Origin of the sequence: Roseovarius mucosus (assembly GCF_002080415.1) — a bacterium.
Lineage (GTDB): Bacteria > Pseudomonadota > Alphaproteobacteria > Rhodobacterales > Rhodobacteraceae > Roseovarius > Roseovarius mucosus_A.
On the sequence record NZ_CP020475.1, the window covers coordinates 91,423 to 114,901 of the forward strand.

General features: G+C 59.3%; 27 protein-coding genes. 14 read left to right on the plus strand and 13 right to left on the minus strand.

Going from position 1 to position 23,479, the window contains the following annotated elements; genetic code table 11:
* Window positions 1–6: 6 nt before the first annotated feature.
* The 6 genes from ROSMUCSMR3_RS20340 to ROSMUCSMR3_RS20365 all read right to left on the minus strand — a co-directional run bounded on the left by ROSMUCSMR3_RS20340 (window position 7) and on the right by ROSMUCSMR3_RS20365 (window position 5,951).
* Window positions 7–216 carry a DUF6330 family protein gene (locus tag ROSMUCSMR3_RS20340; RefSeq protein ID WP_081508710.1) on the minus strand — a complete coding sequence of 70 codons (210 nt, stop codon included), beginning with the start codon at window positions 214–216 and terminating at the stop codon, window positions 7–9.
* 23 nt (window positions 217–239) lie between these two features.
* The gene (locus ROSMUCSMR3_RS20345; protein WP_081508711.1) at window positions 240–1,178 is read right to left on the minus strand and encodes an ArdC family protein; all 939 of its coding nucleotides are present in this window, start codon (window positions 1,176–1,178) and stop codon (window positions 240–242) included.
* 40 nt (window positions 1,179–1,218) lie between these two features.
* Window positions 1,219–1,689: a hypothetical protein gene (locus ROSMUCSMR3_RS20350; protein WP_237183597.1), complete on the minus strand. Its 471-nt coding sequence runs from the start codon at window positions 1,687–1,689 to the stop codon at window positions 1,219–1,221.
* A gap of 373 nt (window positions 1,690–2,062) precedes the next feature.
* Window positions 2,063–3,343 carry a plasmid replication protein RepC gene (repC, locus tag ROSMUCSMR3_RS20355; protein ID WP_081508713.1) on the minus strand — a complete coding sequence of 427 codons (1,281 nt, stop codon included), beginning with the start codon at window positions 3,341–3,343 and terminating at the stop codon, window positions 2,063–2,065.
* A 227-nt stretch (window positions 3,344–3,570) separates the two neighbouring features.
* Window positions 3,571–4,599 carry a ParB N-terminal domain-containing protein gene (locus ROSMUCSMR3_RS20360; RefSeq protein WP_008282915.1) on the minus strand — a complete coding sequence of 343 codons (1,029 nt, stop codon included), beginning with the start codon at window positions 4,597–4,599 and terminating at the stop codon, window positions 3,571–3,573.
* Complete coding sequence (locus ROSMUCSMR3_RS20365) at window positions 4,596–5,951, minus strand: ParA family protein (protein ID WP_170850625.1); 1,356 nt, start codon at window positions 5,949–5,951, stop codon at window positions 4,596–4,598. Before ROSMUCSMR3_RS20365 ends, ROSMUCSMR3_RS20360 begins: the two co-directional genes overlap by 4 nt.
* A 239-nt stretch (window positions 5,952–6,190) precedes the next feature.
* Between ROSMUCSMR3_RS20365 and ROSMUCSMR3_RS21370 the strand changes: the two genes are divergently transcribed.
* Window positions 6,191–6,424, plus strand: a complete 234-nt coding sequence (locus tag ROSMUCSMR3_RS21370; protein ID WP_157132432.1) for a hypothetical protein — start codon at window positions 6,191–6,193, stop codon at window positions 6,422–6,424.
* Window positions 6,425–6,739: 315 nt separating this feature from the next.
* On the opposite strand, the gene ROSMUCSMR3_RS20375 is transcribed toward ROSMUCSMR3_RS21370, so the two are convergent.
* On the minus strand, window positions 6,740–7,903 hold the full coding sequence (locus ROSMUCSMR3_RS20375; protein WP_008282912.1) for an ATP-binding protein: 1,164 nt from the start codon (window positions 7,901–7,903) through the stop codon (window positions 6,740–6,742).
* A gap of 115 nt (window positions 7,904–8,018) precedes the next feature.
* Window positions 8,019–8,903, minus strand: coding sequence for a recombinase family protein (locus ROSMUCSMR3_RS20380; RefSeq protein WP_008282911.1), 885 nt, complete (start codon window positions 8,901–8,903; stop codon window positions 8,019–8,021).
* A 244-nt stretch (window positions 8,904–9,147) separates the two neighbouring features.
* On the opposite strand from ROSMUCSMR3_RS20380, the gene ROSMUCSMR3_RS20385 reads away from it, so the two are divergent.
* The gene (locus tag ROSMUCSMR3_RS20385; RefSeq protein ID WP_008282910.1) at window positions 9,148–10,197 is read left to right on the plus strand and encodes a hypothetical protein; all 1,050 of its coding nucleotides are present in this window, start codon (window positions 9,148–9,150) and stop codon (window positions 10,195–10,197) included.
* A gap of 173 nt (window positions 10,198–10,370) precedes the next feature.
* Here ROSMUCSMR3_RS20385 and ROSMUCSMR3_RS20390 read toward each other — a convergent pair whose 3' ends face one another.
* Both ROSMUCSMR3_RS20390 and ROSMUCSMR3_RS20395 read right to left on the minus strand, forming a co-directional pair.
* The gene (locus ROSMUCSMR3_RS20390; RefSeq protein ID WP_081508714.1) at window positions 10,371–11,690 is read right to left on the minus strand and encodes an MFS transporter; all 1,320 of its coding nucleotides are present in this window, start codon (window positions 11,688–11,690) and stop codon (window positions 10,371–10,373) included.
* An 8-nt stretch (window positions 11,691–11,698) separates the two neighbouring features.
* Window positions 11,699–11,959 (minus strand): metal-sensing transcriptional repressor, encoded by a 261-nt coding sequence (locus tag ROSMUCSMR3_RS20395; RefSeq protein ID WP_007120627.1) that lies wholly within the window; start codon window positions 11,957–11,959, stop codon window positions 11,699–11,701.
* Window positions 11,960–12,460: 501 nt separating this feature from the next.
* Between ROSMUCSMR3_RS20395 and ROSMUCSMR3_RS20400 the strand changes: the two genes are divergently transcribed.
* From ROSMUCSMR3_RS20400 to ROSMUCSMR3_RS20455, 12 genes are all read left to right on the plus strand, one after another.
* Window positions 12,461–13,189, plus strand: a complete 729-nt coding sequence (locus ROSMUCSMR3_RS20400) for a HupE/UreJ family protein (RefSeq protein ID WP_009820205.1) — start codon at window positions 12,461–12,463, stop codon at window positions 13,187–13,189.
* A 17-nt stretch (window positions 13,190–13,206) separates the two neighbouring features.
* On the plus strand, window positions 13,207–13,830 hold the full coding sequence (locus tag ROSMUCSMR3_RS20405) for a hypothetical protein (protein ID WP_037275469.1): 624 nt from the start codon (window positions 13,207–13,209) through the stop codon (window positions 13,828–13,830).
* A gap of 655 nt (window positions 13,831–14,485) precedes the next feature.
* A complete protein-coding gene (locus ROSMUCSMR3_RS20415; protein WP_075571762.1) occupies window positions 14,486–15,925 on the plus strand; it encodes a multicopper oxidase family protein in 1,440 nt (479 codons plus the stop codon).
* A 40-nt stretch (window positions 15,926–15,965) separates the two neighbouring features.
* Window positions 15,966–16,421, plus strand: coding sequence for a DUF411 domain-containing protein (locus ROSMUCSMR3_RS20420; protein WP_009820203.1), 456 nt, complete (start codon window positions 15,966–15,968; stop codon window positions 16,419–16,421).
* A 66-nt stretch (window positions 16,422–16,487) separates the two neighbouring features.
* The gene (locus tag ROSMUCSMR3_RS21795) at window positions 16,488–16,622 is read left to right on the plus strand and encodes a hypothetical protein (RefSeq protein ID WP_007121580.1); all 135 of its coding nucleotides are present in this window, start codon (window positions 16,488–16,490) and stop codon (window positions 16,620–16,622) included.
* Window positions 16,623–16,771: 149 nt separating this feature from the next.
* Complete coding sequence (locus tag ROSMUCSMR3_RS20425; protein WP_037275465.1) at window positions 16,772–17,197, plus strand: c-type cytochrome; 426 nt, start codon at window positions 16,772–16,774, stop codon at window positions 17,195–17,197.
* Entirely contained in the window at window positions 17,194–17,790 is a 597-nt protein-coding gene (locus tag ROSMUCSMR3_RS20430) for a DsbE family thiol:disulfide interchange protein (protein WP_009820201.1), read from the plus strand. The genes ROSMUCSMR3_RS20425 and ROSMUCSMR3_RS20430 overlap by 4 nt, the downstream gene beginning before the upstream one ends.
* Entirely contained in the window at window positions 17,787–18,299 is a 513-nt protein-coding gene (locus tag ROSMUCSMR3_RS20435) for a TlpA family protein disulfide reductase (RefSeq protein ID WP_037275463.1), read from the plus strand. The genes ROSMUCSMR3_RS20430 and ROSMUCSMR3_RS20435 overlap by 4 nt, the downstream gene beginning before the upstream one ends.
* Before the next feature lie 82 nt (window positions 18,300–18,381).
* Complete coding sequence (locus ROSMUCSMR3_RS20440) at window positions 18,382–18,672, plus strand: hypothetical protein (RefSeq protein WP_037275462.1); 291 nt, start codon at window positions 18,382–18,384, stop codon at window positions 18,670–18,672.
* Window positions 18,672–19,376 carry an SCO family protein gene (locus tag ROSMUCSMR3_RS20445; protein WP_037275461.1) on the plus strand — a complete coding sequence of 235 codons (705 nt, stop codon included), beginning with the start codon at window positions 18,672–18,674 and terminating at the stop codon, window positions 19,374–19,376. Before ROSMUCSMR3_RS20440 ends, ROSMUCSMR3_RS20445 begins: the two co-directional genes overlap by 1 nt.
* Window positions 19,373–19,864: a hypothetical protein gene (locus ROSMUCSMR3_RS20450; protein WP_037275459.1), complete on the plus strand. Its 492-nt coding sequence runs from the start codon at window positions 19,373–19,375 to the stop codon at window positions 19,862–19,864. Before ROSMUCSMR3_RS20445 ends, ROSMUCSMR3_RS20450 begins: the two co-directional genes overlap by 4 nt.
* Entirely contained in the window at window positions 19,861–20,601 is a 741-nt protein-coding gene (locus ROSMUCSMR3_RS20455) for a cytochrome c biogenesis CcdA family protein (RefSeq protein WP_037275457.1), read from the plus strand. The genes ROSMUCSMR3_RS20450 and ROSMUCSMR3_RS20455 overlap by 4 nt, the downstream gene beginning before the upstream one ends.
* Here the strand turns inward: ROSMUCSMR3_RS20455 and ROSMUCSMR3_RS20460 are convergent.
* The 3 genes from ROSMUCSMR3_RS20460 to ROSMUCSMR3_RS20470 form a co-directional block, all read right to left on the minus strand.
* Entirely contained in the window at window positions 20,598–21,707 is a 1,110-nt protein-coding gene (locus ROSMUCSMR3_RS20460; protein ID WP_037275456.1) for a permease, read from the minus strand. The genes ROSMUCSMR3_RS20455 and ROSMUCSMR3_RS20460 overlap by 4 nt on opposite strands.
* An 87-nt stretch (window positions 21,708–21,794) precedes the next feature.
* Window positions 21,795–22,568 (minus strand): glutaredoxin, encoded by a 774-nt coding sequence (locus ROSMUCSMR3_RS20465; protein WP_281256635.1) that lies wholly within the window; start codon window positions 22,566–22,568, stop codon window positions 21,795–21,797.
* A 1-nt stretch (window position 22,569) separates the two neighbouring features.
* Window positions 22,570–23,439, minus strand: coding sequence for a DUF305 domain-containing protein (locus tag ROSMUCSMR3_RS20470; RefSeq protein WP_052115426.1), 870 nt, complete (start codon window positions 23,437–23,439; stop codon window positions 22,570–22,572).
* Window positions 23,440–23,479: the final 40 nt, after the last annotated feature.

Genomic DNA, 23,479 nt, shown 5'->3' on the forward strand with positions numbered 1-23,479 from the left:
GGCGCCTTATCCGAACAGCCCTCTGACTCTGTAGTTCGGGTTAGGGATGGTTTCGATCCAGCCGCCTTGTTCTTTGATGCTCTCGAGCGCTGCCGAGAACGGATAAGCGCCATCAGACTGGCTCCACCAATAGGCACCGCGCTTGAAGGTGATGATCTTGCGGCGGCCGTCTTCGAAGCAGGCCACCCGCAGCGTCTTGGGTTCCTTGCGTGACATGCGAGTCTTCGTTCTCTGTGTGGTCAGGCGGCCTCGGCGCTGTCCCCTGCCCTGCCCGCCTCCGATCTGGCGATCAGGTAGTCGCAGGCGCGCTGCGCATCAGCCGCGTGCCGGAAGATCGCGCCCTTGTCCGACCGAAGGACCCGCAACCAGTTATGGAGGTAGGCGGCATTCATCTCGAGCGTATGCGCCGTGAAGCCGAGCGTTTGTCCCAGGAACACCGAGGTCAACTCCGCGACGATCTCCTCGCGCGCGTAAGAGGTGTTGCCAAACTTCGAGAGACCGAAATCACGGTTCAGTCGATGGGGGGCTTTTGTCGCATGGGCCAGCTCATGCGCCCAGACCCCGTAGAAATTGCGCGGGTCCTGGAACCGCGTGATGGATGGCATGTAAACCTTGTCCACGGGGGGCAAATAGTACGCTTCCGTCCCCGTGAAGACGGTCGTGATGTCGATGGCGTCGAAAAACGCCTGCATGTGCGCGATGGGCTCGGACGGCGGATGTTCAGGCGCTGGCTCCGGGTCGGGGTAGAAACTGTCGGGCAAGCCCTCGATCTGGCAGGCATTGAACACGCGGTAGGATTTCTGGAAGCGGAAGATACGGGCTTCCTCGGAGTGATCATCCCCGTCGCTGTGATCATGCTCATCGCCGGCGTCTCTCCGGCTTTGACCGTAGTAAACAACGACAGAGGACTTTTCGCCCTTGCGGACCTTTGCGTCCAACGCATTGGCCTGCGGCAACGTCATCCAGAAGGGAGAGCTGTGGCCCGCCATCACGGTCCGCATGGTCAGCAGGAAGTTGTTCACTCCCTGGTAGGGTTCCCCGCCCACGCGCAGGGGGCGACAGCTGCCACCTGCGGTCCATGGCTTGCGCCACGGCAGGACGCCGCGCTCGATGATGCGGATGATTTCGTTTGTGATGACCTCGGAGGCATCGAATTTGGGCGTGCGGGATCGGGCCATGGCTGGCCTCCTTTCGAGTGTTGATGAGAGGGAGTGGTGATCAGGTTGACTGACGGGGGCGTGGATCGTTGGCGATCCTGCCACCGAGGGCTTCGACCATGTCGATGTAGGTGGTCAGCGACGCGGACCTGCCGGGACCCCAAGGTTCAGGGTCGACCGACTCGTCCTGCGCCACCCGCGGCAGGTTCGCGAAGGTGATGACGTCACTGATGGGTCGGATATCGATGAACGGGGTTCCTCGTGCGACCGCGAGGGCGGCCAGGGGAAAGCGCTCGATCGGCGCGAAGGTCGACACGGTAGTCCAACCGAGATGGAGGAATGTCCCACCCTCCCCGCAGATCACATTCGCGTTTGGCAATGACGCCGCCTGCTTCAGATAGCCGAGATCACGCTGGACGGTCTCGCGCTCGAGCCGTTGTGCCTGCCCCGTCTGGCCGGTTCGGCGTAGTTCCTTGTGTCGCCACCACGAGGCAGCGGTCGCGCGCAACACGCGCAAGACACCTGTTTGCATGGGAATGTCCTTCATCAGGAACGGCAGACCGGAACCCGGCCCGGACCCATCTGAGGGACCCCAAAGGCCCTCATCCGTCAGTCACAAAACCCGAAGGACACTTTCACTTTCTACGGGTCCGGACCCGTTCTTGGCAAAACCATTGAGTCCTCACCACAGGACTCAATGCCGGCACGTCTACCGAAGCTCTTGATTTGGATCAGCAGAGCCAGTTGGGGATGAAAGATCGGCAACGAGCATCGGCAGTATCTCGCATGAGATTCGATATTATTGATATAGATCAAATAGTTAGATGGTCCTCCAGATCGGCAGAGAATATCTCTACAGGCCTGCTTAAAGCTGCGAACGCGTGGTATTTCTCAATCTTGCCCGATCATGCGGCCTGCCCGTTGAGCCTGCCATAAAAGCTGCGCTCCAGATGCAGCTCCCCTGCCCCGGCCTTCTCCACCATGCCCCGAAGATATCCACCCGGAGAGGCAACCTCACCGGTACTGTGCTTCTCGAAGACGAGCGCAAATGCGGCCGTGGCCACTTGGGTCCCCATTCGGTCCTGCGCGACGTTCCAGGCATGCTCCGAGATCCCGATCATCGGCCTGAGTTGCCCGGCAACGCGGTGCAGGTCGCCCCAATCCTTCAGGAATCCACCCATATTGCGCGCCCAGGACGCGAATTCCGGACAGGCCTGCATGATTGTCGGCAGGTCGAGCGCTGTCCGCTTCTTGCGTACCTCAGCAACCCAGTCTTCCAACTCCCTATCAACCCGCTCTTCGGGTTCGGCATTGGGCACCACACCTGCCGTTTCCTCTTTTTCAGAGGAATTACTAGTTACAGGATTAAGTTGATTTGTAATTAGTATATGAGGTTCGGAAATGACCTCCCTGGGGTTCATTTCTTGAGTCTTCCCAGAAACTTGTTCCTTGGTTTCGGGCGTGTTTTCCACAGTTTGAACGACCTCAGTTGCCTTGAGATAGGCCGCCTCGACCCGCTCCTGGAGATCCTTGAACCACGTCAGGAGCCGAGCAAGCTGCTCGGACGCTTCATGGCGACGCGGAAGCCGGTCCAGAAGCTCCTCAAAAAGCCCCGTGAATTGGCTCCAGGGCCCGCGCAGCGCGCTGCTGATAGCCGCTTCAATCCGGGCTCGGATCATCCGGCGCGCAACCGTGATCTGGCGCTTCAGGCGCTGGCAGAGCTCGCGTTCAGCCTGCAGCTCGGCATGAAGCTCTTCGAACTCCTCGACACGGGCTGAAAGCGGCGACAGATCAAAGCCGTAAGCCTCAATGATGCGCCCATCGGCGTCCCTGCGGCCCCACCGCTTGCCATTGGGGCTATCCTGGAAGGAAATCACGCCGATCTCAGCAAGACGCCGCGCGTGGCGCTTGAGGGCCGACAGGGAAAAGCCCGTCTGCTCCATCAGATAGGCGTTCGACGCCCAGACGATCGGGCGCTGCCCCTCCTCCCAGTCCTGAGCCTGAGTGAAGGCCCCCAGGGTATCGAGGAGCATCATGTCGCCAGCCTTCAGGCCGATATGGGCCCCAACGCGTTTGAGCGCGACAAATGCTCGTGTTTTAGGTACTGCTACCTGTTCACCGGCTTGGGCAAGCTGCTCAGCAACCCCAAGACACGGTGTCGGCTTGCGCCAACCTGTATGTTTCATGCCTGTATCTCACCTCCGGTCATGTGGAGGCAAAAGAAAGCCGTTCGCTCAGAAGCGTTCGTCGTTGACAGTGAATCCTGTGAGACCTATCTTGAAGGCGACCAAACCATTAAGATCAGCTCTCAGGCCACACCGCTTGGGGGCTTTTCTTTTGCCGTTAATTCACTTGTCGTTCCTTTTATGCTCCTTGCCTCATCGTTCCGAAGAACATCTCACCAACGCTGTCTTCAGTCGGTATCTTTCTCCGTGTCTTCGACGTTCAAATAGTTTGCGACTAAGTCTCCAAGCTTTTCGAGACGCTCTTGGTCAATCGGCACTCCTGCAACCTTGATTGATAGGTTTCCATCGACGGAAGTGACCGAAAGATTTCGGTTGCCCACCTTGCGCTTTACGGTGAGTTTTTGGGGCTTTGTCTTTGTCTTTGGTTTTGGCTTGGCTTTGTTCGTTCTCTCCAAGCTCGCTAAGGCACCCTGTAAATCGCGAAAGCTCATGTCGTAGACGTTCTTGAACGTGTTCAAGATTTGATCCTGCGCAGCGAAAACGGACCGTGCTCGCGAGACTAGGCTCTCATGCACACCAATTTTCTTGGCGAAGGCCACAGCTGTCAGTTTCTCTTCGCCAGAAGCCAGCGTCTCATACATTTCACCAATCGAAACCAATCGCTCAAAAGGGCTGAGATTCTCGCGCTCCTCATTCTCGCGAAACCGCAGAAACAACATCTCAAACTTGCTGTTCTCAGCGTTTCGCGCGTCAGGCGGGGCAAGGATTGCACGAAGGGGTACACCGAGCTCTGACGCGGCAGCCAGTCGGCGGCGTCCTGTCAGCATCACGAATGGAACCCCCGCGATATTCGACGGGTCCAACGGATCCGGCTGCCAATCCGGATCCTCCGGCCACACTAGAATGGGCGTGTCCTGCCCGTTCGAAGCGATGCTGTTTACCAAAGACCTGAAGGCTTCCTGGGACATCCAGTCTTGTCGGCGGTCGGTTCCCATCGGATCGGAGATTTGATCTGGCGACAGGCTTAACTCGTGGCGACCGTTGAGGATATCCAAACAAAGCTCGGCTCTGCTTCGCTCTACTGCAGCTTGCGACTGCGCAAGCGCTCCTGATTTCCAGGCACTGCCGGCCCCCTTAAAAGGAGTCGAAACAGCATCACTCGATTCTGTACTGCCTTCGGAACCGCTCGCACGTTCCTTGTTTGTATCGAGATTGGTAGCCTTGCTGACCAGCGACCTTGGAATACTGCGTTTCATGCTTCACCCTCGCCGTCATCTTCATAGAATTCGTCCATCCAAGTATTGGCGTAGCCACGTTCGAGACCTGGCCAGAGTCGCGATATTATGGCGTCGTTCACGGCATCGGCATTCGTGATGAACCGGTTGATCCCCTTGCGCTTTCCGGGCGTGTCCGGCTCGTATTCGTATACGGACTGATAGACGTCCGACGCGTTCGAGATCGCGTCGGAACGCAGATAAAACACGGGCAGAATCTCCGTGGGGCAATGTTCTAGCAGGTTTCCGATGTGGTTAAGATCCTGCGCATTGGACCGTTGAACGATCGTTGGCAACAGCATGTTCGCACCGGTTCCGATCTCGATCCTTTCATGGGCCAGGATGTGCTGAAGCATCCCAAGCAGACCAGTCACAAAGGTCGACAACGTCGCGATGTCGAACCCCTTCATGGTTTGCGGTATGACCAGCGAAGTCGACGCAATCACGTTATTCAACTGGAATAGTGTGAGCGCGGGTTGATAGTCGATGATGATGACATCCAGCGTCTCCGTTAGTGCGGTGTCGAGTCGCTCCTGGTCGACCTTGCCGTCGACTACCAATTCGTTGGGTAGCGTTTTCGGTGGGTGGCCCGCTTTCCAGCGGTCGATGGCATCGCGTAGGTAGCGGTAAAAGCTCTTTCCTGCGGGGGCTTCGCGGACAAGCCGCGCAATCTGGATCTCACCCTCGGATGTTTCGCCGTGAGCTGGAAGCAGGCGCAGGCCTGGCCAGGAGGTCTTGAGAAAGAAGCTGTCGAGCGTTTGCGCATCATGGTCGGTATATGGCGCGTCTTCCGACTGAAAGAGTCCAGCAAAGTCCACCATGGAGGCGGTGTTTTCGTCGGGCATTTGGGGAAGGCCCTCTCCCCCGACGAAGTAGAGCGTTATTGTACTTTGGGGGTCAGCATCCATGACACCGACACGCATGCCGTAGTGCAAGCTGAGATACTGGGCAAAATGCGCGGCGCTCAGACTTTTGGCGGTGCCGCCTTTCTGGCTTGCAAACGAGATGACGGGCAAAGGTGCGTCAGGCTTCCGCCAGGCCAGGTAGTCGTACGGCCGCTTTGCCGAGGCTGCCAGAAGGGCCCGCATGTGCATCAATTCTGAAAGCGTGAAAACACGCTCTCTTCCAACATATTCTCCTGCGGGAAAGTCATCGCTCGAATTGGCGAACTTGGTCAGATACTGAATACTCACATTGAGAAACCTAGCGCACTGGCGCATGGACCAGGTTCGCTTGATGCGCTGACGCAAGGTGAGTTCCTTGTTCACTGCCACCATCGTGCGCTCAAGCCCACGTGACAGATCCGTCAAAAACTGTTCTAAACTACCGCTCATTTATAAGCCCTGACTTCGGTTGGGTCCGAGTTCGACTCGATTCTGTCCCAATGGTAGCACGGTTCTGAGCTAAAGATAAAGATACCACGCGCCTATAGCTTTCAGGCGCTTATTTTGAGGCTCAGTGGCTCCAGAAACTCCAATCTTGAACGCGTTCAAGATTGGAGTTTAAGTCGGCTGACCAGAGCGAAGCCGATCAACCTTGCATGTTACACGCCGCGTCTTTCGGACCCGAGGAGATGACCGACCTAGTTCGTGGCTTTGCCCAGGTTTGCGTTGAAGCCGTGATCACAGATGCTCACCGTGAAGTAGCCAGCGCCGGTCTCCCCTTTCCGAATCTTCTAGATGCCGCCGCACTCGGCCAGCTTGCCTTACGGGGAGCGTCCGGCGACGCGTTGCGCGAAGGCCGTCCTGTTCGACCTCGCGACGGGTTCGATGCTAATTTCCAGGTCGGAGATCAAGATGCAGATTGAGCCGAAGCCTTTGACGGGTTCGTTGTCGGCTCCTGTGAAACTGATGCAGCCCGAAGGGTAGCTGGGCGGTTGACCAAGGCCTGACCACGCTGGATGCGAAGCGCCGCATAGAAGGGTAGGGGAGGAAGATGGGCCACAGCCGTTGTAGACGGGGCAGCCGCTGCGATGTGCATTCCATGCAACAGGGCCGCATCGGGAGACGTCCGGCGGTCGAGAAAGATACCAAGGAAAATTGGAAACTCTGTTGAAACTGACCCAAACAAGAAAATACCTTGGAACTCGCGCAGGCGCGCAGCGGGAAAAGCCAGCACTGCGCTAAAGCGCTCTCAACAGCCCAATTCCCTGTTCGAGAGGTATTGCCCGGATATCTTCTGCTAAGGGGACATCACGCTCTCCGGCGTAGATCAGCAGCTTCCGATTGGCTTTGACGTCTTCTGCGCCGGTGTGGAAACCACGAGAAACCTTCGGCGCAGTCGTGCGCTTGATCTCGACGGCCCAGATGTCGCCACCCGGCAAACGCAGAACCAGATCAAGTTCGGCTCCGGCAGAGGTGCGATAGAAGAAGGGTTCGGTGCCGGCGGGCGTCGCGGCAAGAAGGGTCTCGATGCAGAACCCCTCCCAACTGCCGCCGACGACAGGATGCCCGAGCAAGCCTTCGGTTGTACCAATACTCAACAGCGCATGAACGATCCCGCTGTCCCGCACATAGATTTTTGGCGATTTCACCAGGCGTTTGCCGACATTCTCGTGCCAGGGCTGCAGCCGCCGCACCAGCATGAGATCGACGAGCAGATCGAGATAACGACCGATGGTTTGGCCCGACACACCGAGCCCCTCTGCGAGGGCAGCAGCATTCAGCAGGCCGCCTTGCACATGCGCCAACATGGTCCAGAAGCGCCGCAAGGTTGCGGCCGGAATACGCGGTCCAAGGGCAGGGATGTCACGCTCCAGATAGGTGCGCAGGAAATCTAGACGCCAGTCCATGCTGGCCTGATCGCTGGCAGCCAAGAAACTGTCAGGAAAGCCACCACGTAACCAGAGCGCATTCAACTGATCAGTCCCAACTTCGGTAAGTTGCAGAGGGGGCATTTCGATATACCGGACCCTTCCAGCGAGGGACTCTGCCGATTGTTGCAGGAGAACATTGGAGGCTGACCCTAAGAGCAGAAACTGCCCCGTACGAAACCCGGCCCGCCTGCGCTGGTCGATCTGACCACGCAGGCTCTTGAAGAGGCCGGGCATCTGCTGCACTTCGTCGAGGATGACGAGTTTTCCCGTTTGTTCATCCAGATAGAGATCTGGTTCGGTCAGGATCTGCCGGTCCGCGTCACGTTCAAGATCAAGGTATACCGATGGTTGCTCCGAAGCGATGTCGAGAGCAAGCGTGGTCTTCCCAACCTGCCGGGGACCGAGGAGCACAACAGCGGCTTGGTTCGCAAGCGCGGATTGCACAAGTTGATGAGTTTGGCGCATATACATACCTTGCAATTACTCCATCATGTGGAAGATTTGCAAGGTTAAATTATTGTGCCGCTAACGTTCCAGCCCAATTTGTGAACTAGCCTGAAGTGATGAACACGCTTTGCGCCAAAACTCACTCCAACAACCCAATTCGCTCCGCCCGTTCCAGCAGCATCCTCACGGACGACGGCTGCCATCTTGTTCGGCCACGAGGCGTGCGTTCGCGCATAGATTCCAGCCGTTCACAGATCGCTTGAAGCGTGATGTCGGGATCTGCGCCCTTGATGCCAGCAATAATGGCGGGCAGGCGATCGTCCGTTTCGCGGCGCCCGGCGCGGGCCAGCACCTCGGTAGGCAGGAAGCCGTCGCGGACATAGGCCTTCACAGCGCGCAAGAGACGGCTTTGGGTCCAGCGACGCGCCTCGGGCAGGGGGCCGTTGATGATGCGCACAACGTCTTCCCAGGCCAAGTCGGGGCGCAACCGGCGCACTTGGGGCACCCAGTCTTGAGCCGTCTCGTTCAGCCGCTCCATGTAGCCGTCTTGCCGCGCGAGCCGCACCTTTCGTAGCGCCGCTGGATCGCGGGCGCGTAGGCCCGGGTTCCCGCCGACCCGGCCCTTAGTACGGGCACTCGCCAGCCCCGCCTTGGTACGTTCGCGGATCAGCGCCCGCTCAAACTCGGCCGCGGCGCCCAGAACCTGAAGCGTGAACTTGCCTTGGGGGGAGGCTGTGTCGATCGGATCCTGCAGGGACTTGAAAAACGCGCCCTTGGCCTCGAGTCGCTCGATCACCTCGAGAAGGTGCGACAAGGACCGCGCCAGCCGGTCGATCCGAACGACCACCAGCGTGTCGCCCTTGCCGATGCGCTCCAACACCCGCCCAAGCACCGGCCGCGCACGATTGCCGCCAGAGGCCTGTTCTTCATGGATCTCGGCGCAGCCTGCGGATTTCAGGGCCTGCGACTGGGGCAGGGGGGTTTGATCCTCGGTTGAAACGCGCGCGTAGCCTATCAATGGCATCGAACCAGTCTTTTTGCAGTTTCATACATCGCTAATAAACGACCGTTTGAAAACGAATGCAAGGGCGTGCACTGTGGCGCTGCTCAGCAGAGAACCCTTGGTTTCCATACGCTGAGCGCGATCAGCGAGCTCTCGCAGACCATCGCGCGCCCGTGCTATATAAGGTGTGCAGGCGCACTCTGACAAAACACTTTGGTAAAATGCAAAAGTGCGGTATTTTGCATACATGAAGACTCAAGTATCTATGCAGTATGATATTTTTTACGATCCTCTTGTGAATGCGGAGGGGCTTGAAGAGACGTCTGAGGACGACCTGTGGTTCCTGCCCGGTCCGATGGACGAGGAGCCAGATTATCTGCCGCCCGGACCTAGGGCAGAGCTTCGTGAAACCGCAGTCCTCGACGATTGGCGGAAGGCAGAGGCGGGCAATGCCGCGCGTCTCGCCCGTGTGGCTGGCCGGATCGGCGCGCTGGACGACCGGCTGCGCCGTGGCCCGAAAGGTTGGCGGCACAGGCTCGCGCTGATGGAGGCGGCAGACCTCAGCTGGTTTGTAGGCGACCGAATTGGCCCGGATCGGCTGGCGCTCTGGAAATCCATGCGCTTGTCCGGCGTGCAGGACGACACCGCGGCGCTCGCGCGTGTCGGATGGGCAGTGCGGCGTCTTACAGGCGGCCTTGGACCGGAAGTGGACCTGTCCGCCTTCCTCGACCGCCGCGACCCCGAGAACCTCGGCGTTGAAGCCGAACCGTTCGCGGAACGCGCGGGCGGTTGGCTCGATCTTATGGCGCAAGCCGCCGATCTTCACCCAGTCACGCGCGCTTGCATGGGCTTCCATCTCTGGAGTCTCGCGGGCCTCGGGCAGCACGGCGACCGGATGGAAGCGGCGGTCACAGCCGCACGGATCGTGGCCAGTGAGGGCAAGGGGGCGCTCTTCGCGCCTTTGGCCATGGGCGGGGCAGGAGGATTGCGCTCCGGTGGCCCACCCGCTGACCGTCTGTCTCGTTGGCTTGACGGGATGGAGACCGCATGCCTGACCGCAATGCGTCACCTCGATGATATCGAGGCATGGTCGGCGAGGGCGGAAGCCGAGATGAGCCCGCTTTCCGGCCGCACGCCCCCGGCCTTGTGCGCGGTACTTACCGAATGGCCGCTCGTGTCCGCTCCGATGGCCGAGGCCCTGATCGGCGCCAGCCGGGCTGCCATCCAGCGCAACCTTGCTTGGATGGAAGCGCGTGGTCTGATCCACGAGATGACGGGGCAGGGGCGGTATCGGATGTGGAGGGTCGCAACTTAAGCCGTGCTCTTTGTCGGGGGGCCGACAGTTTATGTTAGAGTCAACGCTTCTGTCCGCCAAACTTGCAGACAATTCGCGCATCGAGCCCACTTTGATGAATTTTGCTCGAAGCACGAATGTCCGCATGGATGAAAACGAACCGCCCGTGTCCAGTCTTCGTCTCTTGCTGCGGCTTATAAATGCGTGGCCCAGCGAGGATGGCTCTCGTCAATGATCAAGGCATGGCTGTGCCTGCGATGTCCCCTTAGGTGGGGATGGTCGAGTGGCAAATTATCGTGGGTGTGCTCAAGCTCAACGGGATCGCCGGACGGCCAGAGTTTCAGCGCTGCGAGCATTCCGAAGGCGGCGATGAGGGCCAGTCCGATCAGTGCGGGAACGACACCATAGACTGTCAGCAGCCATCCCGACAGCGGATAGGTCACAAGCCAGCAGGCGTGGGACAGCGCGAATTGCGCCGCGAAGAGTGCCGGGCGGTCCCCGGCGTGGGCGGAACGGCGCAGCAGTCGGCCGGAAGGGGTGAGGACAGCGGAATATCCGAGCCCCACCAGCAACCAGGCTGTCAGAAGGATGGACCAGCCAAGGCCCGCTCCAAGGACCGTCAACGCCAGACCGACCAGAGTAGCCACCATCAGCGTGGCTCCGCCGAACATCACGGGCCGGTCCGGCAACACATCGAGAACACGCGGCAGGACCAGCGCGGCGATCATCGACCCTGCGCCGAAGGCGAACATCGTCCAGGCCAGAGCACTTTCCGAAAGGCCGAGCGAGCCGCGCACAAGAACGACGGTATTGACCAGCACCATCGCACCTGCCGCCGCCGCCGCGAGGTTCAATGCCAAGAGCCCGCGCAAGCGGGGCGTGGCCAGATAGATGCGGATGCCGCGCGTAGTGCGGTCATAGACACCGCGCGGCTCGGATGGGCGGGGACTGGGCAGCACGACCGAAACAACCAGAAGGGCCGATGCGGCGAAACCGAGGACCGTGCCGAGGAAAAGCGAATTGTAGGACATCACCGCGAGCAGAAGGGCCGCCAGCGTCGGGCTGACGATGTTTTCCAGATCGTAGGCCAGCCGCGACAGCGACAGCGCGCGGGTATAGCGCGCCTCTTCGGGCAGAACGTCCGGGATCGTCGCCTGAAAGGTCGGCGTGAAGGCGGCGGAAGCCGATTGAAGAAGGAAGATCAGGACGTAGATCTGCCAGACCTCGGTCACGAAGGGCAGTGCGAGCGCGACACCGGCACGCACCAGATCGAGCGTCACCAGAAGCGCGCGGCGCGGCACGCGGTCTGCGAAAGCCCCTGCAATGGGCGCGATGCCCACATAAGCAACCATCTTGATGGTGAAGACTGTGCCGAGGACCAGCGCCGCCCCGTCGCCCGAAAGATCAAAGGCGAGCAGGCCGAGTGCGACTGTGGCGAGTCCGGTACCCAGAAGGGCTACGACCTGTGCCAGAAACAGGTGCCGATAAGTGCGGTCGGAGAGAATATCGAGCATGGTCAGCCTCAGAGATATCGGGCGATCGCCCGCAACTCGGCGCGATCAGTTTCAGAACTTTCAACGTCGATACAATGGTCCATGTGATCATGGATCAGCGCACGCTTGGCGTTCGTCACGGCCTTTTCGACCGCTTGCATCTGCTGAGCAATCTCCAGACAGGGTTTGCCCGCCTCGATCATTTCGATCACGGCGCGCAAATGGCCGTCAGCGCGTTTCAGCCGGGCGACAAGGGCGGGATGGGTTGCATGGACTGGATGTTTTGTCATAAAGTAGTTCTATCCCCCCCGGGAGGATAGAACAAGATGGTGCCACGACGCACCACGCTAGAGACGGGCAGACGGGCAGATCCTATGGATACCTTGAGGACAGTTGTAAACGCCGCGTTTGCGACACTCTTATGTTTGGCCGTACTCCTCTGGTCTGTGGTGCCCGCAACCTCGCACGCACCCTCAGTCATCGGCGTCCTTCAAGAGCACGCAGAAATGGTTGCTGAGCACGGTCATTCGCATGGACTGGAAGAAGACCTCGCCTGGGCCATGCATGGACATAGCCATGACAGCATCGATCACGATCACAGTCAGGCGGTCGTGCCTGGCCCCGACCGATCGCCGCACCCGCTCGATATTTATAGAGCCGCATGGCCGTTGAGTTCGGCCACGTCGAACACCTTGCAGACATACCAAATCGAAAGACCTCCGCGCGTCTGATCGACTGCGTGCCAACAGCGCGCTGCATTCGATCATCAACACATATGCGGAGTTCAATCCATGAATACAGTCCACCAGGGCTGGACCGATCCCGGCATACGCCGGATCGTGATCCTGTCCTTCATTGCCCTTTCGGCGCTCGTCCTGGGTGCGGAAAACGCTCTTGCCCATGCCGTCACAGAAGGTGACGCAGGCTATATCCAGGAAATCTGGGGGGTGAACATCATCCCCTTCATGTATCTCGGCGCCAAACACATGGTCACGGGATACGATCACATCCTGTTCCTGCTCGGCGTCGTCTTCTTCCTCTACAAGATGAAGGATGTAGGCATCTATGTCAGCCTCTTCGCCCTCGGGCACTCGACCACGATGCTGGCCGGTGTCTGGTTCGGCTGGGGCATCAACGCCTACATCATCGACGCGATCATCGGCCTTTCGGTCGTCTACAAGGCGCTCGACAATCTCGGGGCTTATCAGCGCTGGTTTGGGTTCCAGCCGAACACCAAGGCCGCAACGCTGATCTTCGGCTTCTTCCACGGCACGGGCCTGGCCACGAAGATCCTAGACTACGAGATCGCGTCAGAGGGCCTACTGGCCAATCTTCTGGCGTTCAACGTGGGCGTCGAGCTTGGCCAGATCATGGCGCTTGCCGTGATCCTCATCGTCATGGGCTTCTGGCGGAAATCCCCAAGCTTCTTCCGCCAAGCCTACACCGCCAACGTCGTCATGATGTCCATGGGATTCATCCTCATGGGCCTGCAAATCACCGGCTACTTCGTAGCCACCTGAGAATTTAGGAGACCAAAATGTTTAACGCAAAAAAACCGAGCCTTGATGAGCTTCCCAGCTCCGCGCAGCTTATCCGTTCCACTGCCATTGCGGCGGCCAGCGCCGTTGCGATCCTTGTGACCGTCGTGCTGCCTGCCGAATACAACATCGACCCGACCGGGATCGGCGGGGTTCTCGGGCTGAGCGAGATGGGTGAGATCAAAGCCCAGCTTGCGGAGGAGGCCGAAGCCGACAGGCTGTTGGAGATCGAAGCCGAAGAGCAGTCGAGCCTTATGAACGATATCTTTGGACTTTTTGTCGGCACGGCATATGCACAGGACGCCGAAATCTGGCGTGACGAAACCACCTTTACGCTTGCACCCGGCGACAGTGCCGAGTGGAAGCTGGTCATGGAAGAGGGCCAGACGGTGGAATACCGAATGCTGGTCGATGGCGGTCGGGTGAATTTTGACATGCACGGCCACGGCGGCGGCAATTCGGTGACCTATGAAAAGGGCCGCGGTTCGACGGGCGACGAGGGCGAGATCATCGCGGCATTCGACGGCGAACACGGATGGTTCTGGCGGAATCGGGACAGCCAGCCCGCAACCGTGACTGTCCAGGTGCGCGGCGAATACACCGAATTCAAAGACGCAAGTTGACACAAGGGCAGCCACCCGCATGAAAAGATGCGGGTGGTTGCCTGGCTCCGAAACAGACCTTGGATGAGTCCGCAGTCTCGCCTCAGATTTTCCCCCGAAACCAACCTCGGGCATCTTTTGGCCAATCAGTGAGTACCCGCGTGGCAATGTCACGCCTATGTTACGGGATACTTCTTGACCTCCCCCTACTGGAAGCTTGCATAAGGATCGCATGATCTGCGTTTTCCGCCTCATTTTGATTCTTGCATTGAGCTTCGGTGCCGTGGTTGCGCCGGATGTATCGGCAGCGAATGCGGCTGAGGCAGCAATGGCTCAGATGGTGGGCGCTGAAAGCGGGGACGACCATTGCGGCGGATGCGATCCGATCGGATTTGCTGACGGGATAACCTGCGAGGGTGGGTGTACAGTCCCTTGTGGCGCGGGAACTACGGCCGGTATCGTAGCTCGTACGTCAGCGATGACGCTTGAGATGGCCTTCGGTGTTGTCATCCCGGTCGCGGGACCTGTGATCCCGATTGGCGCGGTTCCCTCCCTTGATCCATTTCCTCCCAAGCTGCCTGTCTGAACCTGATAGCGGCCTCGCTTGTTGCGGGGCCTGACCGTTGCCTTGGCCGAAGCTGGCTGAGTGCGACCCTTTCAGATCAAGGCAGAAGTAATGACCCTCAACAGACTGATTTCACGACGGCACGTGCTGCGCACCGGTGCCGCTTTCACGGCCATATCCACTCTGTCACCGGCACGAGTAGCGATGGCAGGTCCGACAGAGGACCCATTCTTGCTACGCGCTGCGGCCGGACAAGCCGCCCTGCGACCGGCACCCTACGGCCCTACCGACGTCTGGAGCTACAACGGATCCCTCCCCGGCCCCGAGATCCGGGTGCGGCAGGGAGACCGAATTCGGGTTCTGGCCCGGAACGGGCTAAATGAAGGGACGACGGTCCACTGGCATGGCATTCGCACACCCAATGCGATGGACGGTGTGCCGTTCCTGACACAGGACCCGATCCCGGTCGGTGGCGAGTTTCTCTACGAATTCGATGCGCTGGACGCAGGTACATTCTGGTATCACCCGCACCAGCGCAGTTCGGAACAGGTCGGGCGCGGGCTTTACGGGCCGCTGATCGTCGAGGAAGCAAACCCGATCCGCGTGGATCGCGATTTGACCTGGATGCTCGATGACTGGCGGATGACCGGCGACGGACAGATTGCGACAGATTTCGGAAGCCGGCACGACGCGATGCACGGCGGTCGTATCGGCAATTCCGTGACGATCAACGGCCAGATCCCTGACCGTATCGCGGTGCGATCCGGGGAACGCATCCGCCTTCGGCTGGTCAATGCAGCGAACGCGCGGATATTCGGGCTGGATTTCGGGGGGCTTGCGCCGGTCGTGGTCGCTCTGGACGGTCAACCCGTGTCACCTCATGTACCAGACGATGACATCGTGGTGGTCGGTCCGGCCATGCGTGTCGATCTGGTGATTGATATGACCGGCAAGCCCGGAGAGAGCCTGACCATCACCGATGTCTTCTACAGGGATCTGGAATACCGTCTGGTCGATCTCGCCTACGGGCCGGATCGGTTACGGGACGCGGTCCCGGACTGGTCGATGGAACTGCCACCCAACCCGCTGGCCGAACCCGATATGCAAGCTGCCACGCGGCATCAGATCATCTTTAATGGCGGCATGATGGGGCAGATGATGATGGGCGGCGGCATGGGGTCCATGATGGAGCAGATGCGCGAAGGCAACATGTGGTTCATCAACGGCAAAGCAGCAACGGGGCACATGATGGATCCATTGCTGGTCCTGCCGCAGGGCACGTCGCATGTGCTGCAGATGGACAATCGCACCGCGTGGCATCACCCGATGCATCTTCATGGACATTCGTTCCGTGTGATCACACGGAACGGGCAACCGACACGGCATCGCGAATGGCAGGACACCGTCCTGATGGCACCGGAGGAACGGGTCGAGATCGCCTTCGTGGCGGACAATCCGGGAGACTGGATGTTCCATTGTCACATCTTGGAACACCAGGCGGCCGGCATGATGGGCATCATACGTGTCGATCCTGGCACGACCAAAACCTGAAACAATCTCACGTAACGATCACCACGAAAGGAAAGAACCGATGAAGAAACTAATTGGACTTGCCAGTCTTGGCACCGCAGGTGCTGCCGCTGTCCTTGCAATGAGCCTGAATGCCGCGCCTGCAGCAGCGCAAGAGGCCACGCTCTACAAGAACCCGCAATGCGGATGCTGCGAGAGCTATGCGGACTACCTGCGCGAGAATGGCTTCACGGTCGAGGTAAAGCCGACCCATGATCTGGCTCAGATCAGCCGTGATGCAGGTATCCCGGACGATTTCCAGGGCTGCCATACGACCTTTCTGGGTGACTACGTCGTCAGCGGTCATGTGCCAATTGATGTCGTCAACAAGTTGCTTGATGAGCGCCCGGACATTGCCGGTCTGACACTTCCCGGCATGCCGTTGGGATCGCCGGGTATGGGGGGCGCGAAGCAGGAACCGTTCAAGATTTACACCGTCGAAGAAGGTGTGAACCCGACCGTCTATGCGGTCGAATGATTAATTGCGCGGACTGGTGCGATCCCGTGCCTGACCGGTTTCAAGGGAAAACAAAGGATGAAGTGCATGATGATGGATGGTGGAATGATGGGTGGCGGCATGATGATCGCGATGGGACTGGTTTGGTTACTCATCGTGGCGGTGCTGGTGCTCGCGGCAATCGCCTTGGTCAAATACATCCGCTCGGACAGCGGAAAATAGAAATGCGCCAAGATGCGGAATGAGGGCGACAGCAACGGCGACGGCCTGTTGTCGATGGGGATTGGTCTGGGGGCGTGCGTCCTGCTTGTCGTGGCATCGATAGTAGCACTCTCGTTGTATTTGGATAGCCAGAAGAAGGCACAAGCGACATGAAAAACACCATTAGGCTCGCCGCGGTCTTGCTCGCCACAACGGTCTCTCCCGTTTCGGCGGAGAGCGACTTGCGCATGGGCGAGCGTCTCTATCAGGAGAATTGTGCCAGTTGCCATGGCGCAAACCTGGAGGGGCAGCCTGATTGGCGCACCCGATTGCCGAACGGCAGATTGCCTGCCCCGCCGCATGATGCGTCGGGTCATACCTGGCATCATACGGACCGCGTATTGTTCGACATCGTGAAACGCGGACCGGCGGCGATTGTCGGGGCCGGTTATGAAAGCGACATGCCCGGATATGAGGGCGTACTGACAGATGACGAAATCACGTCGATCGTCGACTACATCAAGAGCACCTGGCCCGACAAAGAACGTGCCTTTCAGAGTGAGCGGACCCGCGAGGACCAGCAAGCAAAGCCATGACCAGCTATCGTGACAATATGACTGTTCCCACGCCCCGCCGGAGAAATCTCGGCTTTGTGCTGGTGCCCGTCGTGGCTTTGGCCCTTATGGTCCTGTTTGGCTGGGGGCTTTTCAGCGAGGGCGATGATCTGCCGTCCGCGCTTATCGACAAGCCCGTACCGGAGTTTGCACTCGCTCCGGTGCTCGGCCGCGAGGAAGGTCTTTCGACGCAGGACCTGATCGGCCATGTTTCGCTGGTGAACGTCTTCGCCTCGTGGTGCGTGCCCTGCCGCGCCGAACATCCGCTATTCATGGAATTGAGCGCCACGGGCGAAGTGCCGCTCTACGGGATCAACTACAAGGATCCGCCCGAACAGGCGCGCGCCTGGCTAGACGAACTGGGTGATCCCTACACCCGCATCGGGGCCGACATAAACGGACGTGCGGGCATCGAGTGGGGTGTTTACGGCGTGCCTGAAACCTATGTCATCACGTCCGACGGCACCATTGCCTACCGCCATGTCGGCCCCATCACGCGAGCGATTCTGGAGGAAACCCTTTTGCCGATCGTCCGTGATCTGAAAACCCAAGCCGGCAAGGAGCCAACGCCATGAAATATCTAAAAACGGCGCTGCTCGTCTGGGCATTGTCCGTCGGCGCTGCGTTTGCCGGGCCGCAAGGCTTCGCACTGCACGACACGCCGCAGCCGGTGATCAATGTGCGCTACGAGACCGAGGACGGCAGCCGTGGGGACATGGAGGATTTTCGCGGCAAGGTGATCCTCGTGAATGTTTGGGCAACCTGGTGCGTGCCATGCCGGGAAGAGATGCCGACGCTGGATGCGCTTCAGGCGGAACTTGGCGGCGACCGGTTCGAAGTGGTCGCCCTGTCCATCGACCGGGCCGGATCGCCCGTCGTGCGGCGTTTCTACGACGAGATCGGTGTCACCAATCTCAAGATATATGTCGACAAGACCATGCTGTCGATGACCGCGCTGCGCACCGTCGGTCTGCCGACAACGATCCTGATCGACGCGCAGGGGCGGGAGCTTGGGAGACTGGTCGGCCCGGCCGAATGGGATGATCCCGAGATGGTCTCCTTCTTGCGAGGCTTTATCGAATAAGCGCCCCTGAAAGAGCGCCGCCCGCCCTTGACCGCCCAGTTATCAGAATGACCAGTACTCAAACTTCAGAAGGATTTTCCGGATGACCGACATATCATCTTCCAACGATGCGGGTGCCGCCGACATCGAAAGCGCAGGCAACTGGCCCCGGTGGTTGACACGCAGACGATTGCTGTTCGTCGGTGCGGCAACCGTGATGGGCGGCGGCATGGCTCTGAACTGGGGATGGCTCACCGCGATCGGGCTCGCGCCTGTCCTGGTCTCACTGGCACCCTGTGCCGCGATGTGCGGGCTTGGTCTGTGCATGAAGGGCGGGTCCGGCGGGAAATGCAACGATGCGGGTAGTGGCACGCCCGATCAATCCGAAAGGTGATGCAGTTGATTATCTATCTGACCCGGCGCGCCGCCTTGGTCACACTTGCGGCCACGATCTCCTTTCCGGCCTCCGCCAATCATCCGGGTGAAAATCTGGATGCGCGGATGTTCGAGATGGAGCCATACTTCCAGGCCATCGACGCAGCACAGGCCCCGGATTTCGAGTTGCGGAATGCGGAGGGCAATCCTGTGCGCTTGGCGGATTTCAGCGAAAGGGTCGTCATCCTGCATTTCATCTACGCCAACTGCCCGGATCTCTGCCCGCTCCATGCGGAAAAGATCGCGGCGGTCCAGGCTTCGATCAACGACGGGCCGATGAGCGATCTGGTGCAATTCATCTCGATCACGACCGATCCCGTGAATGACACGCCGGACGTTCTGCGCGACTACGCGGACCGGCATGGGCTCGATCCGAGCAACTGGGTCATTCTGACCAAACGGCCCGATCAGAGCGACGACGCGACGCGCCTTGTGGCGCGGGACTATGGGCTCGAGTTCACCACGACCGCCGACAGCGACATGATGATGCACGGTGCGGTCACCCATGTCGTGGATATCGGCGGGCGGTTTGCCGCAAAGTTCCATGGCATGGATTTCAAGAATGTGAACCTGATCCTCTATGTCAGCGAGTTGATCAACAATGCCCAGCATCGACGCCGGGAACGCAGTTGGTGGGACCGGGTGACAGGGGTGTTTCAATGAGTGTCACCGCGACTGGCGTCAGGCTGTCCTCGACAGACGGAATTTCACTGACAGCCCTGCGTCGGTATTTTTCGGTAATCATCCCGGCCAATCTGGTCTGGGAGTTCGCGCACATGCCGCTCTACACGATCTGGAACGAGGGCACCTGGGGTGAGATCGTCTTCGCTGCGGTTCATTGCACGGGTGGCGACATCCTGATTGCCATGAGCGCGCTGGTGCTCGCCTTGATGATGTCGGGCCGAGGCTGGCCCATTGTCGCTTCGACGCGACGCTCGGTAACCGTCCTGACGGTGGTGTTCGGGTTGGGATATACGCTGTTCAGCGAATGGCTCAACATCGTGATCCGCGCGGCTTGGGCCTATTCGGACCTGATGCCGATCATTCCGGTCCTCGATGCAGGGCTGTCGCCCGTGCTGCAATGGATCGTAATCCCGCTGATTGCCTTCTGGTGGGCATCACGGCCCTTTAGCGGACATGGAAACGCATGATGGATATTTCCGGCATCGGCATCTTCGCGGCCTTTCTGGCGGGGGCCATTTCGTTCCTGTCGCCCTGCGTCCTGCCACTGGTTCCGGGCTATGTTTCCTACATCGCTGGCCAGCCGGATTTGCGCACGACACGGTCGGTCGGTCTGCGGGCGCGCGCCGGGGCACTGGGCCTAAGCACCTGCTTCGTTCTGGGGTTTTCGACGGTTTTCGTCGCCCTCGGGGCCGGGGCCAGCGCGATCGGATCATTGCTGCTGACATGGCGCATCGAGCTGAACTATCTGGGCGGCGCGATCATCATCCTGTTCGGACTGGTCATGTTGGGCGTCTTTCGTCTGGATGCCTTCTCGCGCGACACCCGCTTCACACTCGACATTCCGGGGGGTCGCCCGCTTGGAGCCTACGTCCTGGGCTTGGCCTTCGCCTTTGGTTGGACCCCCTGCATCGGACCGATCCTTGGCGCGATCCTGACACTCAGTTCGACTTCCGGCGGTATGTCGGACGGAATCTGGCTGCTGTCGATCTATTCCGCGGGGCTGGGCGTGCCGTTCCTGTTGGCCGCGCTGTTCACCGACGCCATCGCCGCGCGGGTCAGACAGATCGGCAAGGCCGGTCGCTGGCTCTATAAGGGCGCAGGCGTCGCCATGATCATCATGGGCGTTGCCATCATGACCGGCCAATTGTCCCGGTTTGCCTACTGGCTTCTGGGAACCTTCCCATTCTTGGCCTCAATCGGTTAGTCTTCCTCGGCATTCCTGATGTGAAGCCAGATCAGTGCTGACCCGATGACGAGAAAGATCAGGTTGAGGAAGAACGTGTAATCGATGCTGAACCGGACCATTTCCTGAAGCGACGGCCGCTCGGTCGGGATCATCCCTACGAGAGCGAACAGGTAATGCACCGTAATTCCCGCAGCGACCATGCACAGGTACAGCAAGCCTGAAAGATAGAGCGCATACTGCCAGCCGTAATACTTTGCGCGCACCCAGATCACCGTGGCAGCAACAAGATCGGCTCCGAGAAAGGCGATCACGCCTCCGAACGACGCGTCGCGCGACCAGAGCATCGCGGCCAGGGGGACATTGCCCATCGACCCGATGAAGGTGAAGAAGGCCACGACCGGTGCCACCAGCGCGTTTTCAAGAACGATCAGGAAGCCCGGCGCGTCCTGCGCACCGCCATCTCCGACCAGAAAGATCGCGTTCCAGAAGCTCTGCGGCACAAAGACGGAAATGAAACCCGCGACCGTGAAGCCGAAGAGGATCTCCTTCCAGACCATCTTCCATTCCATGAAGAAAGCGCGGGCGATCCGGTCCCATCCTTCGCGGGACAGCAGTTTGTCGCGGAACGAACCCTTCATGGTCTGGTCCCTCTCCATACCTTCGTCGGACTGGGCCTTCTCCGCATGCTCTTTTGCGCTTTCGACAAACGACCTTGGAAGCCATATCAGGGTGAGGGCATAGGCGTAGATCGTCATCAGGATGCCAAGCATGAAATTTGCCACCATGAATTTCCAGCCCAGCAGGACCAGAAGGACGATTCCAAGCTCGATCACCAGATTTGTCGATGAAATCAGGAAGGCGATCGAATTGACCGGATGCGCACCCTTCACGAGGATCGAACGCGACGCGGCAAGAGCCGCGAAGGAACAGGACGATGACACAAACCCAAAGAAGCCGGCAATGCCTGCCTTCCTGGCACCACGGTCGCCAAGAACACGCGCCATCTGATCCCGTGTCACGAAAATCTGGATGCCTGCGGAGATGATATACCCGAAGATGAGCGCCCAGAGCGCCTTCCAGAGCATGCCCGCCCCGGTCGTGAATGCTTCGATTATCTGGTCCATTCAGCTTGACCCTTTTTCGCAGTGCTGTCCGACTTGCGCATCTATCGGGAGAACGAGTCCGAGGGATATGAAAACGGCACCCGCCTTTCAGCCGATCAGATAGACCCTAATCGGCATCCAGATCCCCATGACCATCATCATCAGGTTCTCTGTGAGCGAGACAAAGCCGAGCGGTACGTTGCTGTCGCCGCCGACGCAGGCGCACTTCAATTCACGCTTGTCGATATAGACCGCCTTGAAAACCGATACTGCGCCAACAGTGCCGATGAACAAGGCCACCGGTGCCGAAAGCCAGGTCAGCGCCCCAGCGACCATGAGGATACCTGCGAAAGCCTCTCCGAACGGATAGATTTTGCCATATCGTACCCACCGACGCGCCAGCAGGTCGTAGTTCAGGAACATGGTCGAAAAGCTTTCGACATCCTGAAGTTTTTGTACGGCCAGAAAGCACATCGAGATCGAGATGAACCATTCCAGGGCGCGCAGGGTGAAAATGTTCTCGAAGCTGTACCACGACAAACCGAGCGCCATCAGGAACGCGACGGCAAAGATCGTGATCACGGGCTGGTAGGACGTGTCCGAGCGTTCGTCTTCCGGCGCATCGATGCCGAAATGGACCCGAAGGTCGTCATATCCGCCGATCCGCTCTTCCCCGATCCAAGTTTGCGGGGTGGTTTCGACGCCGTGCTCTTCCATGAACGCGTCGGTTTCCTCACGCGTGGTCAGATGGTGGTCCTCAACCTCATACCCTTGCCTCTCCAGCAAGTCTTTGGACTTCAGACCGTAGGGGCAGAGGTGGCCCGGCATGACCATGCGGTACAGCGTCGCCGACTGCGCTTGTGTGCTTGAATGGTGCTTCATGTCATGCCCCGCAACTGTAGAATCCCCGGAATCCGGCGGTCAGACCGGCATCGAGCTCGATCGTCAGAGTCGCATCGACCGGTTCGGTACCTGCGGTTTCGAGCGCAGCACCGTCTTGGGGAACGCCAAGGCGGATCGACAGGCCTTCTGTGCCCAATTCGCCGGCTGCATTCTGTTCGACCCGGACGAGATCGCCGCTCAGCTTGACGAGCCCGACGGCTGCGCCATCGATCTCACCCAATGCCAGTGAGGCCGGACTGCCGGTTGTATAGTTGAATGTGCACGCCGCGCCATTCGGCAGAAGCTGCGCGATATCCTCCTTCGTCAGGAAGCCGGGGTCGAGCACTGCGACGTTTGCTGTTGACAGGGCTTGATCCAAGCTCACAATACGGGGGCTCTCGACACTTGCAGTCTCGGATGTGTCGCCGGATGCATCGATATCGTTGATCAGATAGCGCATCTCCGCGATTTCCTTATCTTGCGCATAGATGATCTCGTCCGCGAGCTTGCGCACGCGCGGATCCGAGATATCGGCGCGGCTCGATGTCATGATCGCGATCGAATGGTGTGGGATCATCGCGCGCATGTAGCTGGTATCGCCCACCGTGACCTGGCTTCGTACGAGCCAGAGCGAGGCGGCGAACACGACGACGGCACCGCTGAAAATAGCGGCATTTACGGTCTTGCTCGAATACATTGAAAGCATGAACGCCAACATGATGATCGCCATCGTCGCACCCATCAACAGCGCCATATAGGCTCGGGTTTCGGACCAGAAAACATGGGTCAGAAGATAGGTGTTGAGATACATCAGCCCGAACATCACGACCGTCGAGGTCGCGATCATGGCGGTAAATCTCCAATATGACATGACGTGCTCCTTTCGCTTGTTCCATCCCCGTTCAGAACAT

Excerpts from the sequence above, each read along its gene's own strand:
- ROSMUCSMR3_RS20340 (WP_081508710.1), bottom strand. The coding sequence starts at position 216 with ATGTCACGCAAGGAACCCAAGACGCTGCGGGTGGCCTGCTTCGAAGAC.
- ROSMUCSMR3_RS20345 (WP_081508711.1), bottom strand. The coding sequence starts at position 1,178 with ATGGCCCGATCCCGCACGCCCAAATTCGATGCCTCCGAGGTCATCACA.
- ROSMUCSMR3_RS20350 (WP_237183597.1), bottom strand. The coding sequence starts at position 1,689 with ATGCAAACAGGTGTCTTGCGCGTGTTGCGCGCGACCGCTGCCTCGTGG.
- repC (WP_081508713.1), bottom strand. The coding sequence starts at position 3,343 with ATGAAACATACAGGTTGGCGCAAGCCGACACCGTGTCTTGGGGTTGCT.
- ROSMUCSMR3_RS20360 (WP_008282915.1), bottom strand. The coding sequence starts at position 4,599 with ATGAAACGCAGTATTCCAAGGTCGCTGGTCAGCAAGGCTACCAATCTC.
- ROSMUCSMR3_RS20365 (WP_170850625.1), bottom strand. The coding sequence starts at position 5,951 with ATGAGCGGTAGTTTAGAACAGTTTTTGACGGATCTGTCACGTGGGCTT.
- ROSMUCSMR3_RS21370 (WP_157132432.1), top strand. The coding sequence starts at position 6,191 with ATGACCGACCTAGTTCGTGGCTTTGCCCAGGTTTGCGTTGAAGCCGTG.
- ROSMUCSMR3_RS20375 (WP_008282912.1), bottom strand. The coding sequence starts at position 7,903 with ATGTATATGCGCCAAACTCATCAACTTGTGCAATCCGCGCTTGCGAAC.
- ROSMUCSMR3_RS20380 (WP_008282911.1), bottom strand. The coding sequence starts at position 8,903 with ATGCCATTGATAGGCTACGCGCGCGTTTCAACCGAGGATCAAACCCCC.
- ROSMUCSMR3_RS20385 (WP_008282910.1), top strand. The coding sequence starts at position 9,148 with ATGCAGTATGATATTTTTTACGATCCTCTTGTGAATGCGGAGGGGCTT.
- ROSMUCSMR3_RS20390 (WP_081508714.1), bottom strand. The coding sequence starts at position 11,690 with ATGCTCGATATTCTCTCCGACCGCACTTATCGGCACCTGTTTCTGGCA.
- ROSMUCSMR3_RS20395 (WP_007120627.1), bottom strand. The coding sequence starts at position 11,959 with ATGACAAAACATCCAGTCCATGCAACCCATCCCGCCCTTGTCGCCCGG.
- ROSMUCSMR3_RS20400 (WP_009820205.1), top strand. The coding sequence starts at position 12,461 with ATGAATACAGTCCACCAGGGCTGGACCGATCCCGGCATACGCCGGATC.
- ROSMUCSMR3_RS20405 (WP_037275469.1), top strand. The coding sequence starts at position 13,207 with ATGTTTAACGCAAAAAAACCGAGCCTTGATGAGCTTCCCAGCTCCGCG.
- ROSMUCSMR3_RS20415 (WP_075571762.1), top strand. The coding sequence starts at position 14,486 with ATGACCCTCAACAGACTGATTTCACGACGGCACGTGCTGCGCACCGGT.
- ROSMUCSMR3_RS20420 (WP_009820203.1), top strand. The coding sequence starts at position 15,966 with ATGAAGAAACTAATTGGACTTGCCAGTCTTGGCACCGCAGGTGCTGCC.
- ROSMUCSMR3_RS21795 (WP_007121580.1), top strand. The coding sequence starts at position 16,488 with ATGATGATGGATGGTGGAATGATGGGTGGCGGCATGATGATCGCGATG.
- ROSMUCSMR3_RS20425 (WP_037275465.1), top strand. The coding sequence starts at position 16,772 with ATGAAAAACACCATTAGGCTCGCCGCGGTCTTGCTCGCCACAACGGTC.
- ROSMUCSMR3_RS20430 (WP_009820201.1), top strand. The coding sequence starts at position 17,194 with ATGACCAGCTATCGTGACAATATGACTGTTCCCACGCCCCGCCGGAGA.
- ROSMUCSMR3_RS20435 (WP_037275463.1), top strand. The coding sequence starts at position 17,787 with ATGAAATATCTAAAAACGGCGCTGCTCGTCTGGGCATTGTCCGTCGGC.
- ROSMUCSMR3_RS20440 (WP_037275462.1), top strand. The coding sequence starts at position 18,382 with ATGACCGACATATCATCTTCCAACGATGCGGGTGCCGCCGACATCGAA.
- ROSMUCSMR3_RS20445 (WP_037275461.1), top strand. The coding sequence starts at position 18,672 with ATGCAGTTGATTATCTATCTGACCCGGCGCGCCGCCTTGGTCACACTT.
- ROSMUCSMR3_RS20450 (WP_037275459.1), top strand. The coding sequence starts at position 19,373 with ATGAGTGTCACCGCGACTGGCGTCAGGCTGTCCTCGACAGACGGAATT.
- ROSMUCSMR3_RS20455 (WP_037275457.1), top strand. The coding sequence starts at position 19,861 with ATGATGGATATTTCCGGCATCGGCATCTTCGCGGCCTTTCTGGCGGGG.
- ROSMUCSMR3_RS20460 (WP_037275456.1), bottom strand. The coding sequence starts at position 21,707 with ATGGACCAGATAATCGAAGCATTCACGACCGGGGCGGGCATGCTCTGG.
- ROSMUCSMR3_RS20465 (WP_281256635.1), bottom strand. The coding sequence starts at position 22,568 with ATGAAGCACCATTCAAGCACACAAGCGCAGTCGGCGACGCTGTACCGC.
- ROSMUCSMR3_RS20470 (WP_052115426.1), bottom strand. The coding sequence starts at position 23,439 with ATGTCATATTGGAGATTTACCGCCATGATCGCGACCTCGACGGTCGTG.